This is a genomic window from Nostocoides jenkinsii Ben 74 (genome assembly GCF_001046875.1).
Lineage (GTDB): Bacteria > Actinomycetota > Actinomycetes > Actinomycetales > Dermatophilaceae > Nostocoides_A > Nostocoides_A jenkinsii.
The window spans coordinates 3,282,105-3,299,711 of sequence record NZ_HF571038.1 but is presented as its reverse complement, the minus strand read 5'-3'; the positions used below and the strand labels follow the sequence as shown (position 1 = coordinate 3,299,711).

At 67.4% G+C, this 17,607-nt stretch carries 19 protein-coding genes; 11 read left to right on the top strand and 8 right to left on the bottom strand.

From position 1 onward, the window contains the following. Window positions 1-400: 400 nt before the first annotated feature. Window positions 401-1,027 carry a response regulator transcription factor gene (locus BN13_RS15780; protein WP_010851152.1) on the bottom strand — a complete coding sequence of 209 codons (627 nt, stop codon included), beginning with the start codon at window positions 1,025-1,027 and terminating at the stop codon, window positions 401-403. Between the two features lie 9 nt (window positions 1,028-1,036). After that, window positions 1,037-2,911 carry a sensor histidine kinase gene (locus BN13_RS15775; protein WP_048548146.1) on the bottom strand — a complete coding sequence of 625 codons (1,875 nt, stop codon included), beginning with the start codon at window positions 2,909-2,911 and terminating at the stop codon, window positions 1,037-1,039. Window positions 2,912-3,051: 140 nt separating this feature from the next. Between BN13_RS15775 and BN13_RS15770 the strand changes: the two genes are divergently transcribed. Beyond that, window positions 3,052-3,381 (top strand): hypothetical protein, encoded by a 330-nt coding sequence (locus tag BN13_RS15770; protein ID WP_048548145.1) that lies wholly within the window; start codon window positions 3,052-3,054, stop codon window positions 3,379-3,381. Between the two features lie 76 nt (window positions 3,382-3,457). On the opposite strand, the gene BN13_RS15765 is transcribed toward BN13_RS15770, so the two are convergent. After that, the gene (locus tag BN13_RS15765) at window positions 3,458-3,808 is read right to left on the bottom strand and encodes a hypothetical protein (protein WP_048548144.1); all 351 of its coding nucleotides are present in this window, start codon (window positions 3,806-3,808) and stop codon (window positions 3,458-3,460) included. A 641-nt stretch (window positions 3,809-4,449) separates the two neighbouring features. Between BN13_RS15765 and BN13_RS15760 the strand changes: the two genes are divergently transcribed. Together BN13_RS15760 and BN13_RS15755 are read left to right on the top strand one after the other, a co-directional pair. After that, the gene (locus tag BN13_RS15760) at window positions 4,450-5,265 is read left to right on the top strand and encodes a hypothetical protein (protein WP_010850093.1); all 816 of its coding nucleotides are present in this window, start codon (window positions 4,450-4,452) and stop codon (window positions 5,263-5,265) included. Window positions 5,266-5,684: 419 nt separating this feature from the next. Further along, window positions 5,685-6,326 carry a hypothetical protein gene (locus tag BN13_RS15755; protein WP_235434084.1) on the top strand — a complete coding sequence of 214 codons (642 nt, stop codon included), beginning with the start codon at window positions 5,685-5,687 and terminating at the stop codon, window positions 6,324-6,326. Window positions 6,327-6,353: 27 nt separating this feature from the next. Here BN13_RS15755 and BN13_RS20480 read toward each other — a convergent pair whose 3' ends face one another. Further along, the gene (locus tag BN13_RS20480; protein WP_235434083.1) at window positions 6,354-6,665 is read right to left on the bottom strand and encodes a hypothetical protein; all 312 of its coding nucleotides are present in this window, start codon (window positions 6,663-6,665) and stop codon (window positions 6,354-6,356) included. Between the two features lie 42 nt (window positions 6,666-6,707). On the opposite strand from BN13_RS20480, the gene BN13_RS20475 reads away from it, so the two are divergent. The 6 genes from BN13_RS20475 (at window position 6,708) to BN13_RS15725 (ending at window position 10,678) form a co-directional block, all read left to right on the top strand. Continuing rightward, window positions 6,708-7,106, top strand: coding sequence for an arsenate-mycothiol transferase ArsC (locus BN13_RS20475; RefSeq protein WP_235434082.1), 399 nt, complete (start codon window positions 6,708-6,710; stop codon window positions 7,104-7,106). A 202-nt stretch (window positions 7,107-7,308) separates the two neighbouring features. Next, window positions 7,309-7,671: an ArsR/SmtB family transcription factor gene (locus BN13_RS15745; protein WP_010850099.1), complete on the top strand. Its 363-nt coding sequence runs from the start codon at window positions 7,309-7,311 to the stop codon at window positions 7,669-7,671. Next, entirely contained in the window at window positions 7,668-8,561 is an 894-nt protein-coding gene (locus tag BN13_RS15740) for a cation diffusion facilitator family transporter (protein WP_010850100.1), read from the top strand. Before BN13_RS15745 ends, BN13_RS15740 begins: the two co-directional genes overlap by 4 nt. Next, on the top strand, window positions 8,558-9,316 hold the full coding sequence (locus BN13_RS15735; protein ID WP_157038633.1) for a cation diffusion facilitator family transporter: 759 nt from the start codon (window positions 8,558-8,560) through the stop codon (window positions 9,314-9,316). The genes BN13_RS15740 and BN13_RS15735 overlap by 4 nt, the downstream gene beginning before the upstream one ends. Window positions 9,317-9,384: 68 nt before the next feature. Beyond that, on the top strand, window positions 9,385-10,056 hold the full coding sequence (locus BN13_RS15730) for a DsbA family protein (protein ID WP_010850102.1): 672 nt from the start codon (window positions 9,385-9,387) through the stop codon (window positions 10,054-10,056). Next, window positions 10,049-10,678, top strand: a complete 630-nt coding sequence (locus tag BN13_RS15725) for a vitamin K epoxide reductase family protein (protein ID WP_010850103.1) — start codon at window positions 10,049-10,051, stop codon at window positions 10,676-10,678. The genes BN13_RS15730 and BN13_RS15725 overlap by 8 nt, the downstream gene beginning before the upstream one ends. 11 nt (window positions 10,679-10,689) lie before the next feature. Here BN13_RS15725 and BN13_RS15720 read toward each other — a convergent pair whose 3' ends face one another. From BN13_RS15720 to BN13_RS15705, 4 genes are all read right to left on the bottom strand, one after another. Further along, on the bottom strand, window positions 10,690-11,439 hold the full coding sequence (locus tag BN13_RS15720; RefSeq protein WP_048548140.1) for a cytochrome c biogenesis CcdA family protein: 750 nt from the start codon (window positions 11,437-11,439) through the stop codon (window positions 10,690-10,692). Between the two features lie 5 nt (window positions 11,440-11,444). Next, window positions 11,445-12,002, bottom strand: a complete 558-nt coding sequence (locus BN13_RS15715) for a TlpA family protein disulfide reductase (protein WP_233354265.1) — start codon at window positions 12,000-12,002, stop codon at window positions 11,445-11,447. A 747-nt stretch (window positions 12,003-12,749) separates the two neighbouring features. Continuing rightward, window positions 12,750-15,137, bottom strand: a complete 2,388-nt coding sequence (locus BN13_RS15710) for a heavy metal translocating P-type ATPase (RefSeq protein WP_048548139.1) — start codon at window positions 15,135-15,137, stop codon at window positions 12,750-12,752. Window positions 15,138-15,360: 223 nt separating this feature from the next. Beyond that, a complete protein-coding gene (locus tag BN13_RS15705; RefSeq protein WP_010850108.1) occupies window positions 15,361-15,960 on the bottom strand; it encodes a TetR/AcrR family transcriptional regulator in 600 nt (199 codons plus the stop codon). Between the two features lie 93 nt (window positions 15,961-16,053). Between BN13_RS15705 and BN13_RS15700 the strand changes: the two genes are divergently transcribed. Together BN13_RS15700 and BN13_RS15695 are read left to right on the top strand one after the other, a co-directional pair. Continuing rightward, the gene (locus BN13_RS15700) at window positions 16,054-17,325 is read left to right on the top strand and encodes an MFS transporter (protein WP_084733814.1); all 1,272 of its coding nucleotides are present in this window, start codon (window positions 16,054-16,056) and stop codon (window positions 17,323-17,325) included. Between the two features lie 8 nt (window positions 17,326-17,333). Beyond that, window positions 17,334-17,607: transposase (locus BN13_RS15695; RefSeq protein ID WP_048549300.1), on the top strand; the 274-nt coding region annotated here is incomplete at its 3' end.

Sequence of the window (17,607 nt, the reverse complement as noted above, 5' to 3'; positions counted from 1 at the left end):
GGCGGGGAGCGATTCTGGGAAATACTCGCGAGTTCGGGACAGGTGGGACAGATCGGCCACTTCAGCGGCGGATTTTGGGACGAACCCTTCCCCCAGCCTCGACTCGGCGAGGCCGGCTTCAGGTTCCTGGTTGACTCCCCCCTGGACCGATCAGCGGCAGGAGCGCCTTACCTCTCCGCGGCAGATGAGGGCGCCGGATCGCTAACTGTCGAGCGCGGCGAAGCTCCATGAGTTGGGCTTGTCGTCCGCACTCTGCTCCTTGTCACCTTTGTCGGTGCAGAACCCGCCACGTCCGTCGACTTGGAGCCCCGGCTCCTTTCACGGGACTGGATCGCGCGCCGGTTCGGGGGTCAAGGACCGCCCGGATGGTCGATGGGTCCTTCCCGCGCCGGTCGTTGGGTCAGTGCGCCTCGAGGTAGCGCAGCACGGCCAGGACGCGGCGGTTGGTCCCTTCGTCGGAGAGACCGAGCTTGGTGAACACGGAGCGGATGTGAGCCTCGACGGTCCGCTCGGAGACGACGAGCTTCTGGGCGATGGCTGTGTTCGACAGGCCCTCGGCGACCTGGCCGAGGACGTCGAGCTCACGCTCGGTCAGGTCATCAAGGGCCGACCCTGCCCGGGTGAGCACGAGGGCCTGCACCACCGCCGGGTCCAGCGCACTGCCCCCGGTCGCAACGCGCTCTGCGGCGGCTGTGAAGTCGGCCAGGTTGAGCACGCGGTCTTTGAGCAGGTAGCCGAAGCCGGGTGTCCCAACGAGCGGCAGTACGTGGTGCAGCTCGATGTGCGAGCTGAGGAGCAGGAGCCCGAGTCCGGGGTGGCGCGCGCGGAGTGCGGCGGCCGACTTGGCGCCGTCAGACTCCATCGCGGGCGGCATCCGCACGTCGATGACGGCCAGATCTGGCTGGTTCCGTTCGACCGCCTCCTGCAGCGCGGTGGCGTCGCCGACGGCGTCGAGCACCTCGTGGCCCTTCTCGACGAGCAGGCGCACGAGCCCCTCTCGGAACAGCACCGAGTCGTCTGCCACCACGACGCGCACTCAGATCAGCGCCTGAATCGTGGTACCGCCGCCCGGCGTGGCCCTGATGCCCAGCGTGCCGCCGACCGAGACGATGCGGTCCCGCAGAGCCGTAAGAGGGGCGTTCGCGGCCACACCGCCGACGCCGTTGTCCACGACCTCGACCGCCAGCCAGTCCTGGCGTGCGGCGACGGTGACGCTGATGCGCGAGGCGCCTGCGTGCTTGAGCACGTTCGCGACCGCTTCGGTGACGACGAGATACGCCGTGAGCGCTCGGGCCTCGCTGACCAGGGGCAGGTCGCCAACGGTCAGGACGAACGGGATCGGAGAGGACGACTTCACCGCCGCGAGCGCGGCGGCTAGTCCGTCGTCGAGCAGGACCGGACGGACGCCCTGGGCGATCCGGCGCAGCTCGTCGACAGTGCCTTGGAGCTCTGCAACGGCCGCATCGACCTCGGCGGCCTGATCGGTGGGCAGGTGTTGCTGGAGGAGCCGGAGCCGCATCCCGGTGGCCACGATGCGCTGCTGGGCGCCGTCGTGCAGGTCCCGCTCGAGCCTGCGGCGCTCGGCCGCTGAGGCATCGACGAGCCGGTGTCGGCTGGCCTCGGTCTCGGTGAGCGCCTCGCGCAGGACCAGCCGCAGACGGGTCACCTCGAGAGGAACCCAGGCAGCCTTGGCGACGTCGTCGATCCGGCGTCGTGCGCGGGCTGAGTCCCAGCCCAGCGACACCCTCGCAATCACGTCGCCCCCGGCCTCGATCCCGATGCCGTCCGGCGGTTCGGCGACCGGTGCGCCGTCGAGCCGGGTCCAGTTGCCGTCGGGTCGTGCAAGGTACACGACGAGGTCCGGGTCGTCCTGGACCTTGCGCAGCACCGCCTCGACCTCCTCAGGTTGACGCCGCCCGGCGCGGACGTCGGCGGCGAACCTCTCGACCTCAGCCACTGCCACGTGCCGGTCACGGTCAACGACTCGCCCCACGCATTGGGCGACGTGCCGCTGCACGGGCAGCAGCGTGAGCGCTGTGATGAATGCGGCGACACTGCTCGTCAGTCCAGTGCCGGCCGAGACCGCCTGGCTCAGGCCGTACACCGCGGCCCCGAAGACGGCGGCCGAGACCACCACAGTCACCAGCCATGCGGTTGCACCGGTCAGGAGGCGGTCCACGTCGAAGAGGTCGTATCGAACAATCGCCAGGCCGACAGCGATCGGAACCAGCACCACGATCGCCACCAGGAACGGGGTGTACGCCGCGTTGAGAGACGCCCCGAGCACCTCAGCGACCCACCCCCCGGCGAGGAGCGCGACCACCACGATCCCCGCCAGCAGCAGCCACCGGATCTGCTGCCGGGTCCGGCGGGTGCCCCGCCAATAGCGCACCACCAGGGACACCGCGGCCAGGACCATGGAGAACCCGATCGCAATGAGCGACGCCACCGCCACCCAGGGCACCCATACCGCGTCCGGTCCGCCAACGACCTCCCCATCGACCTGACGGGCGCCCCACTGAACGGCGAGCATGCCCAGGGTCGCGCTGCCGAACACCCATGGCACAGTTCGCCAGAGCGTCCCATTCGACGCGCCGTCCGGAAACACGAGCATCAGCACCAGCAGGCCGGCCAGGTTCAGAGGCCACGCTCCGCTCGACCACGGCAGCTCGGCAAGCGGCCCCACGTGCGCGGTGACCAGGGCGATCGGCGCCGTCGTCCATGCGAGTGCCGGACCCACCGGGGAGGTCGGGTCGTGTCGCACGATCACCCATCCGACGGCGACAGCGAAGGTACAGGCCGCGCATACGCTGGCCGTCGCCCAGTCCCCGAGCGCAGCGACGTACGCGGCGCTGGCGAGGACCGCGAGCGTCGCGAGTCCGGTCAGCAATCGCACCGTCCGGGGCCGCATACCGGCATCGTGCCAGCGATCGGCAGTTCGCATCCTCAGTGCCACCACCAAAGGCAGGTGCGGCGTTTTCCCTGATGTGGCCTGCTGCGGGCGACGGCGACGCTGGGTGGCATCAGCAGCCACGACCTCAGGAGTATCTGATGAACGTCATCTTCACCGTCCTCTTCGCGCTCCCTATCGGCTATTTCTTCAAGAACCGAGGCATCGCCATCGTCACCTACTTGGCGCTCGACGCGATCGTGTTCTCTTACCAGAGCGTCGGCGTCCTGTTGGACTGGATGGCCGACAACCCGCCGGTCGCCTTCGGCCCTTCGCCGACTTCTTTCCCAGTCGAATATAGCAACAGCGAGCTCTGGGGGTACGGCCTGGTCAACATGGTGATCATCGCGGTCGGTTCCGGCCTGGTAGTACTCGGCGCCCGGCTCAGTGCCCGCCGCGCAGCCCAGCGAACAGCGGTCGCCGTCGCCTGAGCCACGCCACCACCGAGCCGGCTGGTACCTCGGACGGGACGCCGAGAATCGGCGCGATCTGCGGCATGAGCGGGCGTCATGGCCTCTTGTCGTCGCGGTCAGTCTTGGGCAGTAGCGGTGGGTTGTGCTCGACCCATCCACGTTCTTGGAACTCCCGGCGCTGCCCCTCCAGTTCATGGTGCGGATCCGGCCGCGCCTCGAGGCCATGCTCCAGCAGGTACGCGTCGCGAGTCTCGAAGATGAGGTCACGCATGGAGTAGCGACGGCTGTCACCGCCAGGGAGCCATTCGACGTTGTTCTGCTCCCCGATCGTGCTCGCCTCCGTAAAGCGGCCATCGCCCCACCAGATGCCCAGGCCGCCGTATCCGCCCTGGACGGCAGCCACGTCCGCGATGGGTATGACCCGGCTGAAGACGACCCCGCGCACGTGGCGAGCGTCCTCGTGAAGCCTCAGTCGTGGCCTCAATGGATAGGTGACGAATAGCGCTCCAAGCGGCAGACCCCACCACAAAGGCTCATAGCGCTCGCCCGCGTACGGCCAGAGCGACCCAAGCGCCAGAGCCGCACCGACTGCGGGAAAGATAATGCGCTGCCACCACGGAGCTCGCCATGTTCCAAGGACTCGCGAGGTAGGAGCGGAAACTCTAAATCGCACGGGCGACCCTCTCGGTAGGACTCTCCGAGCATCTCACTCTGCTCGGTTCAGCCGAGCCACCACGCCCGCTCATCGGCATGTCCGGTAAGGACCGTGCCCCGCGCAGCTGCGGAGACGTCGACGTCGAGCTGCGCAGGCTGACCTCGTGATGGCCGTCTCAGAATCCCCCGCTGAAGCAGTCTCATTATCGACCGCCCAGGCAGGCGCCTGTCTCAGAGTCGTGCGCCGCTGACATGTCCGGAGGTGCTGGATTCTGAGCTTTCTACGGGATCTGGGACTGGAATCTGATCATGGCGAACTGTTTGAGGCACTGATCGAAGAAACTGAGTCTTCTGGGTGAGGATTCTGATCCCATCGACATGAGATCCACCGGCGGGAACAGGGCTTCGAGGGGCTGCCTCTACTGTGCGTTCATGACTGAGCCTGCGACCGTGGATTGGAAGGGCGCGGACGAGCTGTGGCCGTCCATTGCCGACGCCTATAGCCGCATGCAGGGGCTCGACGACTCTGGGGCAGCCTCGACGAGCTTGGCCGCGCGGCAGGTTGATCGGGTCCAGCCCGCGGGTCATCGTCCGTACATCGCGGCGCATCGGCTGCTGACGATCGCTCACGAAAACCACCTGGCGTTCTTGGGTTTGGTCCGGGCGATCGGCTTCGGCCCGAATGCCCCCTTCAACTTGCTCCGACCGGTCCTGGAGAACTCGTTGTGGGCGATCTGGCTGCTTGACCCTCGAAGGAGTCATGACCGCCGTCGCCGAGGGCTGCACTACGAAGTTCTCGATCACAAGGCGGAGCTCGCCTTCTTGGAAGAGCTCGGCAAGTTGTCCGATGGACGGGAGTATCGCGAGCAGGCAGCTGAGCGGCGGGCGACAGCGGGTGCCAGCTACCGGCGTGACGCCGAGGCGCTCGGTGTGGAGTACGCGGAACTGGGGAGGAAGGTCAACCTGACGGACGAGGTCCCGAAGCTGGACTGGCTGGTGTCTCGACACGGCACGGACTATGCGCGCATTGTGGTGGCCGAGTGGCGCCGCCTGTCCGGGTACCAGCACACCAAGGTGTGGGCCAGCATGTTCGGATCGGATCGAACCTTTGTCGCGCGCATCGACGGTGGCGGGGTAGCGCACTTCGTGGCCTCGGATGACGGGATCAGCCTCGCCGTCGGGACCAGCGGTCTTGTCCTGCTCGAGGCGATGCGCCTGTACGAGCGACGGCATAACGGCCCAGCGTGACCGTGCCATCGCAGGTCACCCGCGAAACCCGGATCCCGCGACACCATGAGCAGTGGCCGCATGCAATCTCTGCGTCGCCCTTGCGCGCACGGGTACGTTTGATGGCGAGGTGCGCCAAGGGGGCGCATCGCACCCGGTGATGGCGTTGTGGTTGGTCCGCGACGCGTGAGAGGCGGTCTGGTGACAGGGAGTACGTAGCGCCAACGGGGCGGCGCTGGGAGCCTCAAACACCCCAGACACACACAAGGCCGGGCGGGAACCCGGCGCGTGTGTGGTGTACCGCGCGATTCGTGGTCGCGCGTCGAAACCTGTCAGATCAAGCAAGGAGGCTTTGCCTTGCCATTCTTGGGGACAGCCCACAGTCGTGTCAACGCTGTGTCGAAGGTCCGGGTGCCGCTGTGACGGTCACGCGCGCGAGCGTGTCGCATCGTCGCGGAACCCGAGTGGACTTCCTCGAATCTCTTCGTGGGCCGCGAGCCCCGTGGGAAGAGGTCGTTTCGGCGGCACAGGATGCCGCCCTGGCTCGCGAGGTCGCGCTCACCTCGTCGGTGACCATCCGGGAGGTGGACCCGGTCTCGGGTCGTGACCGGCAGAAGGCGTGCGATGTTCCAGGCGCCGCGACGTTGACACCGGATGTGCTGGCCGAGGTGCGTCGCCCGGTGTCCTACCACGGGATGCGGAACTACATCGGCCGGATGGCGTTGCCGTCGGTGGACCGGGAAGCCCACGCTGGTTGGTTCGAGTCCCGCAACGAGCAGGAGACTTACCGTGACCTGCTGTTGACGCGTCCGATCACCCAAATGACCACCCAGCCGCTGCGACTGGAGTGGCCCTTCGCGTCGGGGGTGCGCACCCACGTCCCGGACGCGCTCTATGTCACGGTCGACGGTGTCGTCACCCTCCTCGACGTCACACGGCGTGCCCGTCTGGACTCCGCGGAGGCGCACGCGGTGTTCGTCCTTGCCCAGGCGACCGCCACCGCCTTGGGCTGGCGTTACGAGCTGCGCGGCGAACTGTCGGCCCAGCACCCCCAGGTGATGACCGACTTGTCGTCCGAGTAGTCCGGTTCTCGCCCCTGCCGGTGGGGTTTACGAGCAGGTGGCGCGCAACCAGCCGAGGGTTGCCTGATCGGCCAAGGTTGCGGTGCCGGTGGCGGGGTCGAACGTTGCGGCAGGGACGCGGTCGAAGCCGATGGTGATGTCCTCATCGGTCGAGGCCAGCATGGCGCGGACCTCGTCGGGGGTGAGGTTGACCGGTCCGCGACCGAGCTGGGGACCGCCCTCGCGATCCCATCCAACCTGCTCGCGCACCACCTCAAGGTCCTCGACTCCGCCGGCCTGCTCACCCGTCGCCGCTCCGAAGGTGATGCGCGCCGCTCCTACCTCTCCCTCAACGGCCACAACGAGTGGCTCCTGCGAGACCTTGGTGCGGGGCAGACCCAGGTGAGCGCCTCCCGCATCGTCTTCGTGTGCACCGCGAACACGGCCCGCTCCCACTTGGCCACCGCTGCGTGGCGACGTGTCAGCGACATCCCGGCGACGTCGGCGGGCACCCACCCGGGCGAAAGCACCCACCACGGCGCGATCGCCACAGCACAGCGTCACGACCTCGACCTTCCGGCGATCACCCCCCGCGCGCTGGGCCCAACGGACCTCACCAACGATCTCATCGTCACCGTGTGCGACCGTGCCCACGAGGACCTCGACGGCCGCGACTGGGCACACTGGTCCATCCCCGACCCCGTGCCTGCAGGCAGCGACCGAGCCTTCGACGACGCCCTCGAGGCAATCACCACCAGAGTGGCGCGCTTGTCGGCTCAAGTTGTCAGCACAACCGGTTGACCCTTGCGTTGGACGGGTCTCTCGCGTGTTCGGATCCACCGTTGGGACAGACGGCAGGCCGGTACGTCCAAGCCCTCATGCGTGCTCATAGTTGGATCTCGGTTGCCAACACCCCTAATATCTGATCATGCGCTCAGATGACATAATTGTTGGCTTGGATGGTTGCTCGGTTCACTGTGTCCACCCTGAAAAGGTTCAGCTGGTGCTCGATGCGACGTTGCCGGTCGATGATCTGGCCCGGGCGGCAAGCATGTTCAAGCTGCTTGGGGACTTGACCCGTTCCCGACTGTTGTTCGCCCTGCTCGAAGCCGGAGAGTTGTGTGTGTGCGATCTTGCGGCCTCGACCGGGACTCAGGAGGCGACGGTGTCGCAGTCGTTGCGGATGCTGCGTGCCTCGGGGGTGGTCACCGGGCGCAGGCAGGGGCGGTTGGTGTTCTACCGGCTCGCGGACTCGCACGTGCGGATGCTTCTGGACCTGACCCGAGAGCACTTGGCCCACGACGCTGGCGGCGCCTCCGAAGGGCCGGTGACTGCTGTCGGTCCGTCCACCCAGGTGACCCGATGAGTGGCGGGCACGGCCACGCGGGCGGCGCGCACCGGTGGCGCCTGCGGTTGGCGTTCATCCTCGTCGCCGGGTACTTCGTCGTTGAACTCGTCGCAGGCCTGATGTCGGGCTCTCTGGCGTTGCTTTCCGACGCGGGCCACATGGCCGCCGACGTCGTCGCCCTGGGTGCGGCGTTGGTCGCCACGCGGATCGCCACTCGCCCCGACAACACCGGGCGTAGGACGTTCGGCTCGTACCGGGCCGAGGTCTTCGCGTCGGGGCTGGCGGTGTTGTTGATGCTTGGGGTCTCGGTCTACATCGCGGTGGAGGCCATCGGGCGCATCGGCGAAACCGCTGAGATCTCGTCCGGGCCGATGCTGATCGTGGGCGCCGTCGGACTGGTGGTCAATGTCATCGCGTTGCTCCTGCTGCGTGGTGGGGCCAGTGACAGCCTGAACGTCAAAGGCGCCTACCTCGAGGTCGTCGCGGACACGGTCGGGTCGGTCGGTGTCATCATCGCCGGCGTCATGGTGAGCGCGACCGGGAACGCGTGGTGGGACACCGGCATCGCGCTGGCCATCGCCGTCTTCGTCGCTGTCCGCGCCGTCATGCTTGGACGTGAAGTCCTCACCGTCCTGGGTCAACACGCCCCTGCTGAGATGGCGCCGGACGAGGTTGAGCAGGCTCTGGCAGGGGTCCCGGGAGTGAGCGACGTTCACGACCTGCACGTGTGGACCCTGACCTCTGGGATGAACGTGGCCACCGCGCACCTGATGACCGACCAGGACGCGGACCCGCACGCCGTCCTGGACAACGCCCGCTTGGTCATGCGCACGAAGTTCGGGGTCGAGCACGCCACCCTGCAGGTCGAACCCGACACCCATACCGGTTGCAAGGAGGTGACCTGGTGAGCACGTGGACCACTGTGGGCACCAACGAGCGACGCGCGACGTTGATGCGCCGCGCCCAACTGTTGGCCGGGGCCTCCGTCGCCTACAACACCATCGAAGCCGTCATCGCGATCACGGCCGGAAACATCGCCGGCTCCTCCGCCCTGGTCGGGTTCGGCCTGGATTCACTGGTCGAGGTGTCCTCCGGGCTGGTGATCCTGTGGCAGTTCCGCCACCCCATGCCAGAGAGCAGGGAACGCACCTCGCAGCGCCTCATAGCCGTCTCGTTCTTCACCCTCGCTGCCTACCTCGCCGTTGAGGCGGGGCACGCCCTGATCAGCGGAGCCCAACCAGAGAGCAGCCCCGTCGGCATCGGCCTGGCCCTGGCGTCCCTGGCGGTCATGGCGTTCCTGAGCCTGTGGCAGCGCCGCACCGGTCGAGAACTGGGTTCGGCTGCCGTTGAGGGGGATGGCACCCAAACCCTGCTTTGCACCTACCTATCCGCGGTCCTGCTGGTCGGGCTCGTCCTCAACGCCACCCTCGGCTGGTTCTGGGCCGACCCGGTGGCCGCGCTGATCATCGCCGCGGTCGCGGCTCGCGAGGGCTGGGAGAACTGGCAGGGCGACGACTGCTGCACCCCGGCAGCACTCACCACGCCACGGGCAGTGACGGACGTGCCGGCCGTGACCACGCACTGCGCCGAGGACGACTGCTGCACCCCCAGCGCCACCGAACTCGACCACGACGCGTCCACCAAGGTCGATCGCGGAACCTGACCGCGCCACTGACCGTTCGCCCCACCAAGCCCTGCCCTGTCCCTTACCCTGCCCTGGAGTTGACCCCTGTGACCCCCGTGAAACGCAACGCCATCGTCTCTGCCATCGTCGTCGCCCTCTTCGTGGCGTTCGTGGCGACCGCCCTGGCCCTGCGCCCGAAGACGGCCGACCCCACCGACGCCGCCACCACCGGGGCAGGGACCGGGACGGGCAAACTCGTCCGTGAGAACAGCCACCGGCTCGGTGCCGCCGGCACGGGCAAGGTCGTGCTGGTCGAGTTCCTGGACTTCGAATGCGAATCCTGCCGGGCGGCATACCCCGTCGTGGAAGAGCTGCGTACCACGTATGCGGGCAAGGTCGACTTCGTCGTGCGCTACTTCCCGATCCCCAGCCACACCAACGCGATCAACTCCGCCGTCGCTGTCGAGGCCGCAGCCCAACAGGGCAAGTTCGAAGAGATGTACAAGCGGATGTACGACACCCAGTCCGAATGGGGCGAGCAGCAGGACTCCAAGGCTGCGCTGTTCCGCGGCTTCGCCCAGGAGCTGGGTCTGGACCTGACCGCCTACGACAAGGCCGTCGCGGACAAGGCCACCCTGGACCGGGTGGAGGCCGACCGGCAGGACGGGATCGACCTCGGCGTGGAAGGCACCCCGACGTTCTTCCTCAACGGCAAGAAGCTGCAGCCGTCCTCGGTCCAGGACTTCCGCGACCAGATCGACGCCGCCCTCAATGGCTGAAACCCCACCCGCCCGGCCGACCGCTCAACCAACAGCTCAGATCGAAGCGGTTGGTCGAGGCACGGTCTGGTCCCTGACCCTGGCCGGCCTGACCGGGTTGGCCGCAGCGTTCGTGCTGCTCGTCGAGAAGATCGCCCTGCTCACCGACCCCACCTACGTGCCCTCGTGCAGCATCAACCCGGTGCTCTCCTGCGGGTCGGTCATGAACACCGACCAGGCAGCAGCGTTCGGGTTCCCCAACCCCATCCTGGGCGTCGCCGGCTTCACGGCCCTGCTGACCGTTGGTGTGGTGCTGATGGCCCGGGTGAGCCTGCCGGGGTGGTTTTGGTGGGGCATCCAGGCCGGGACCACGTTCGGGGTCGTGTTCGTGCACTGGCTCATCTTCCAGAGCTTGTATCGCATCGGCGCCCTGTGCCCCTATTGCATGATCGTCTGGGTCGCGGCCATCACCGCGTTCGCGGCCGCCACCGCCCACAACGTGAGAACGGGACGGCTCCCCGTTCCCGCGCGACTGCGCGGGATCGCGTCCTACGGTCCGATCGTCGTGACCGTGTGGCTCGTGGTCATCGCCGGCCTCATCGTCATCCAGTTCTGGGACTACTGGGTGACGCTGGGCAACTGACCGGCCGTGGTTCAGATCGGGACGGTGAACCCCGAGACGAGTTCTGCCTGGAGCCAGCGGGTGAGGTCTTCCCATACCCCGGTCAGCAGCAGCAGCCCCACGAGGATCAACATGACGCCGCCGAAGATCTGGATGGGACGGTGGTGTCGACCCACCCATCTTGAGACGCCACCGAAGCGTTCGATCCCGGCCGCAGCGAGGATGAACGGCAACCCCAGACCCAGCGCGTATGCCGTGGCCAGGGTGGCTGCGCGTCCCGTGCTCGGGTTCGTGGTCGAGGCCGACAGGGTCATGACTGCGGCGAGGGTTGGGCCGGTGCAGGGCGCCCACCCGAGCCCGAAGATGGCCCCGACCGCGGGCGCCCCGAGTAGGCCGGTCCGGGGTCGCCACCTGAGTGCGAACTGGCGCTGCGAGCCAGCGCGAGCACCCACGCCAAGGAAGACCAAGCCCATGACGATGATGACCGCGCCGCCGACTCGCATGAGGATCACACGGTGCTCGGTCAGCGCCCGACCCAGGGAGGCGATGAAGATCGACCCCACCACGAAGACTGCTGCGAAGCCCAGGACGAAGAGCACCGCCCCGAGCAACATCCGACCGCGTGAACGCCGCTCCAGCGCGGTGTCACTCAGCCCTGTCACGTAGCCCAGGAACCCCGGCACGAGCGGCAGGACGCACGGCGACGCGAAAGAGACCAGCCCGGCGAGTGCCGCCACGAGGACAGCGAGCGGCAGGGCTCCGGAGGCGATTGCGTCGGTCACAGTGATCAGGAGTCGAGCACGTCGTCGATGAGGCCTCGCAAGGTTGCGGCCGACACGACGCCGCTGACGCGACCCGCGACCCGCCCCTCACGGTCAAGGATGAGAGTGGAAGGCGGGCTCGTGGGGGCCTGGCGGCCGAAGGCGAGAATGAGGACGCCCGACTCGTCGGTCAGGCTGGGGTAGGTCATCTTCTGCGTCGCCACGAACGCCGACCCGCGCTCGGCGGACTCACGGAAGTCGATCCCCATGAACATCACCGGCTTCTTGGCCGCCTGAACCTCCGTCCAGACCTTCTCCAGGTCGGGGATCTCGGTGATGCACGGTGGGCACCACGACCCCCACAGGTTGATGACGACCACGTCTTTGCCCCTCGCGGACGTGCTGGACCAGTGCGCGCCGTCCAAGGTCGTGCCTTCGAGGGTGATCGGCTTCAACCTCTGGGCGGAAGGGATCTGCTCGATCGCACCGTTGCCCGCGATGTATCCCTTCTGGTCGCCTTTCTTGGCCTGCTCCGCGATGGAGTTCGGGTCCGAGGAGCAGCCTCCCAGGGCCACGAGCGCCACAACGAAAGCGAGGGCAACGGCGCCGCGCGATAGGGCACGCCCAGTGGTCCTGCAAGTCATCCGCCAGCTCCCGGGGAGGTGGGCGGGAGCATCGGCTCGTTCCAGAAGGGGTGAGCTGCTGTGGCGCTGATCGGGGGAACGTCCGGGCTCATGGTCGTGATCATCGCAAATGCACCTGAGGGCTCGGTCGCCCGCGGCGCCGCAGGGGCCCGGGTCACTGCCTCGGTTCCCAACCGGCGGAGGGGTGGCCGATGCTGGAGTCATGAGGATCGAACTGCTGGTGATACCCGACTGCCCCCACGCGGAACACGCGACGCGAGCGTTGGAGACCGCTCTCACTGAGCTTGGCGTCGGTGAGCTCCAGTTCAGGATCGTGGTTGTGAGCACCGATGAACAGGCGCAGGCCTTTGGTTTCCCGGGTCGCCGACCTTCCGCGTGGATGGCCGGGACGTCTTCGACGGAAACCGAACTCCCGCGTTGTCCTGCCGCCTGTACCCGGGTCAGGGCGGGTGCCCAACCAGAGCGACCTCACCGACGCGTTGCGCCGGGAACTCACCTCAAGCCGCGGCGCCTAGCGTCGGGTCGCGCCCCAAGAGGTCAACGACCATCACTGGTTCTCCACGCTTTTGTCGACGCTGATGTTCCTCGACGCTCACCGCGTCCAGGGGGTCGCCCGAGCCGAGGTGCGGAGATGCGCACCTCGGCCGGCAACACACTGGCGCGCGTTGTTCGTGCGAGTGGGGCCGCTCAGAGGCGGCCGGTGCGCAGCCGTAGGGCATTGGCGATGACGCTGACCGAGGACAGGGCCATGGCTGCTGCGGCGATCATCGGGGAGAGCAGGAGTCCGAAGGTGGGGTAGAGGACTCCGGCGGCGATGGGGATGCCGGCGACGTTGTACATGAACGCGAACACGAGGTTCTGCCGGATGTTCGACATGGTCGCCTGGGACAGTTTGCGTGCTCGCACGATGCCGGTCAGGTCGCCCTTGAGCAGGGTGATGCCGGCGCTCTCGATGGCGACGTCGGTTCCTGATCCCATGGCCAGGCCCACGTCGGCGGCGGCGAGGGCGGGTGCGTCGTTGACCCCGTCGCCTGCCATGGCCACGACCCGTCCTTGGCTGCGTAGCCGCTGGACGACGCCTGCCTTGTGGTCGGGCATGACTTCGGCTTCGACGTGGTCGATGCCGAGTCGGCGGGCGACGGCTTGGGCGGTGACGCGGTTGTCGCCGGTGAGCATGACGACCTCGATGCCCTCGGCGCGCAGCTCTTTCACGGCCTGCGGTGTTGTCTCCTTGACGGGGTCGGCGATGGCGATGATGCCGGCGACATGGTCGTCGACGCCGGCGAAGATCACCGTGGCACCGTCGGCACGCAGCTGGTCGGCCTGGGTTGTCAAGGCGCTCGGGTCGAGCCCTTCGTCGGTGAGGAAGGATGCGCTGCCGACCCGGACCTGTCGCTGTTCCACCGTTCCGATCACGCCCTTGCCCACGGGTGCGTCGAAGTCGGTCACGTCGGGGATGGTCAGGCCGGCCTGGGTGGCGGCGTTGACGATGGCTGTGGCCAGGGGGTGTTCGGAGGCTCGTTCGACGCCGGCCACGAGGCGAAGCAGGTCGTCTTCCTGGAACCCATTGGTCGTGACGATTTGCGTCACGGACGGTTTGCCCTCGGTGAGCGTTCCGGTCTTGTCCACGACGAGGGTGTTGACCTTCTCCATCCGTTCGAGCGCTTCGGCGTTCTTGATGAGGACGCCGAGCCCGGCACCTCGCCCGACACCGACCATGATCGACATCGGTGTCGCCAGCCCCAGGGCACAGGGGCACGCGATGATCAGGACGGACACGGCCACGACGAGCGCGTGAGCCAGCCGCGGGTCCGGGCCAACTATTGCCCACACTGCGAACGCGACGATCGCGATGATGATGACGGCGGGGACGAACCACGCCGCCACCTGGTCCGCGACCCGCTGGATCGGTGCGCGGGAGCGTTGCGCGTCGGCGACCATCTGCACGATCCGGGCCAGCATGGTGTCGCGGCCGACCTTTTCGGCGCGCACGATCAGGGAGCCGCTCTGGTTGATGGTGCCGCCGATGACGGTGTCGTCAACAGTTTTGGTCACCGGCATGGACTCACCAGTCACCAAGGACTCGTCCAGGGTGGAACGCCCCTCCTCGACAAGCCCGTCGACGGGGATCTTCTCGCCCGGCCGGACCCGGAACCGGTCACCCACGTTCACCAGGTCCAGGGTCACCTCATGCTCTGTGCCATCCGGGTCGATCCGGCGCGCCGTGTCGGGGGTGAGGTCGAGCAAGGCGCGGATGGCGCCGGAGGTTTGCTCGCGGGCCCGCAGCTCGAGAACCTGCCCGAGCAGGACAAGGGTGGTGATGACCGAGGCGGCTTCGAAGTAGACGTCGACCGCACCATCCATCCGGAACGCCTCAGGGAAGATCCCCGGTGCGAGGGTGGCAACGACGCTGAACAGCCACGCGACACCGGTGCCCATGGCGATGAGGGTGAACATGTTCAGCTTCAGGGTGCGCACCGAGGTCCAGCCCCGCTGGAAGAACGGCCACCCCGCCCACAACACCACCGGGGTGGCGAAGATCAGTTGCAACCACGCGGACACGCGCGGCGGGATCGCGTCGTGGATCGCCGGGACCAGGTCGCCACCCATGCCCAGGATGACCACGGGGATCGACAGGGCCACGCCGGTCCAGAAACGGCGGGTCATGTCCGCCAGCTCAGGGCTGGGCCCGCTGTCCGCGGTAACCATCACCGGCTCAAGGGCCATCCCGCAGATCGGGCATGAACCGGGACCGGGTCGTCGGATCTCCGGGTGCATCGGGCAGGTCCACTCCGCGACTTCTCCAGGCGCCGGCGTCGATGCGGCGCCGTCCGCGCTGGGTCCGTGGCCGTGGTGCTCGTGCGCGCCGTCGTGGTCGGCCAGAGCGTCGGGGCCGCTCGAGGAGTACGACGCAGGATCGGCGTCGAACGTGGCCTTGCAGCGCGCGGAACAGAAGTGGAATGTGGCGCCGTCGTGCTCAGAGCGGTGGGTGCTGACAGTGGGATCGACGTCCATCCCGCAGACAGGATCCTTCACCGTGGTCGCAGCAGTGGCGCGTTCAGTGGGATGGCTCATGCGTGTAACGGTATACCCCCTAGGGGTATGCCGTCAACGAGGCGAACCTGTTGGCTGGGACGCGTTATCCCCTGTCGGAGCTGATCCCACGGCTTCTGGCGCCGCGCACAGGGTGGTCCGTGTGGCTGGGCTCGTCCTGGATGATCCGGCGCCGCGCGAGGCGCAAGCGAGGCTGATGTCTCGAGCTTCCTGCGTGGGAGTTTTCGAAGGATGGTCGGGCGCGTTAGGGGCGGACCATCGCGTCGATGGTGCCCACGACGACGCGGGCTGCCTCGTCCTGGGAGAGGTTGCCGTTGCGTACTTCTGTGGCGGCGCCGTGCAGGATGAAATGGATCGCACTTCCCAGCCATTGGTCGGACAGGTCGCGACGGAAGGCTCCCTCGGCTTGTCCTCTCCGGAGCAGGGCGGTGATCCGCAGTGCTGGTTCGGCGTGCATGGCCTTGAGTTGATCGGCAGGCACGACCCCGTCGGCCGCGGTCAGCAGGGAGGCCGACTCGGCGACCAGCGCCCAGCTCGAGGTGAGCAGCCGGGTCAAGACTTCGCGAGGGGCCCCGCCGAGGTCGATACCGCTCAGCTGCTTCTCACCGTCGACGAGGGCTTGCTCGAGCGCAGCCGTGAGCAGGATCGCGCGCGTGCGGTAGTGCCCGTACAGGGTCATTCGGCCGACACCCGCTTCGTGCGCGATGTCCTCCATGGTCGCGCTCGGTTCGCGACTGAGCAGGCGGCGAGCCGCATCCAGGATCCGCAGCCGGTTCTCCTGCGCATCTGCGCGCTCCGCGCGGCGTCGCGTCGACGGGGGCGCGGTCCCTCGTGGCGAAGTCATGACACCCATCTTAACTCGTACGGGAATATCCGACTTAGGATACGGTTCTAAGTCGTACATCAAAGTACGAGTAACGAGAGTGGAGGTAGTGCCATGACTGGCCAGCAGGTATCCGATCCCGTCGAGGTGGGGGCAGCGCACGCTGCACGTTGGAAGATTTTGGGGTTCTTGGGTGTGGCCCAGCTGATGCTGATTCTGGATGTGACCGTGGTGGCGATCGCGCTGCCGCACATCCAGAGCGATCTGGGCCTGAGCCGGGAGGCTCTGACCTGGACGGTGAGCGCGTACACCCTGACTTTCGGTGGCCTCATGCTCCTGGGTGGTCGGCTCGCAGACATCTTCGGTGCGCGTCGCGTCCTGCTCATCGGGTTGACCCTGTTCACGGCAGCCTCGCTGATGGCCGGTTTCTCGACGTCTGCGGAAACGCTGCTGTTGGGTCGCGTCGGGCAAGGAGCGGGCGCCGCACTCCTGTCGCCGGCCGCGTTGTCGCTGGTGGTTTCGCTGTTTCAGGGCGAGGAGCGCAACCGTGCCCTAGGCGTGTGGTCCGCACTCGGGGGTGGGGGAGCAGCCCTGGGTGTCCTCATCGGTGGGATCCTGACCGCCGGGCCCGGGTGGGAATGGGTGTTCTGGGTCAACGTTCCGATCGGCCTGGTCATTCTGGTGGCGCTGACAAAGATGCTGCCGACCGGCCTGACGTCGCTCACCGATCGTCGCCTCGATGTCCTGGGCGCTGTACTGGTCACGGCGTCGTCGGTCGTCTTGATCTACGCGTTCGTCGGGGCAGGTGAAACCGGCTGGTTCGCTGCCCGCACCGGCGTGCTCGTCGCGGCCTCCGCGATCGGGTTTGCGTTGTTCGTTGCCTGGCAGCGCACCACTGCGACCCCCTTGATGGATGTGCGACTGTTGGCTCGCCGGCCTGTTGCCACGGGCACGTTCCTGATCTTCGTCGCAACAGCCCTCATGGTTGCGGTCTTCTTCCTGGGCACGTTCTACTTCCAACACGGACTGGGTTACGGGCCGATGAGGGCCGGACTGTTGTTCCTGCCGGTCGCACTGGCCACGATGGCCGGTGCGCAACTGACCGGCCGGTTGCTGGCCCGCCTGGGCGTGCGCACACTGGCGGTGTCCGGGCTCGGTCTCGCGGCCGCAGGGATGGCGATCCCAGCCCTGTCCCTACACGTGGGATGGGCTCTGATCGGAGTCGTGATCGCGGCGGCAGGCACCGGCGCACTGTTCGTGGTCGCCTCCGCAACCGCTCTGGGGCAGGTCGCCCCGCACGAGGCAGGAATCGCCTCCGGGATCGTCAGCACTTCGCACGAGCTGGGTGCTGAGGTTCCCCCCGGACCGTGGAGGCATCCACAATGAGGATCGAGATGCCAGAGACACGAAAGAAGTACGACCGGGAGTTCCGTGAGGGAGCGGTCCGGATCGTCGAAGAGACCAAGAAGCCGATCGCGCAGGTCGCGCGCGATCTCGGGGTGAACGAGGGCACGCTGGGGAACTGGGTGACCAGGTCACGCGCCGCGCGGGACGGGTCCTCGAGCTTGTCCACGGGCGACTACGACGAGTTGAAGCGCCTGCGCGCTGAGGTCGCCGAGTTGCGGATGGAGCGTGATGTCCTCAAGCGATCCGTGGTCCTGTGGGTGA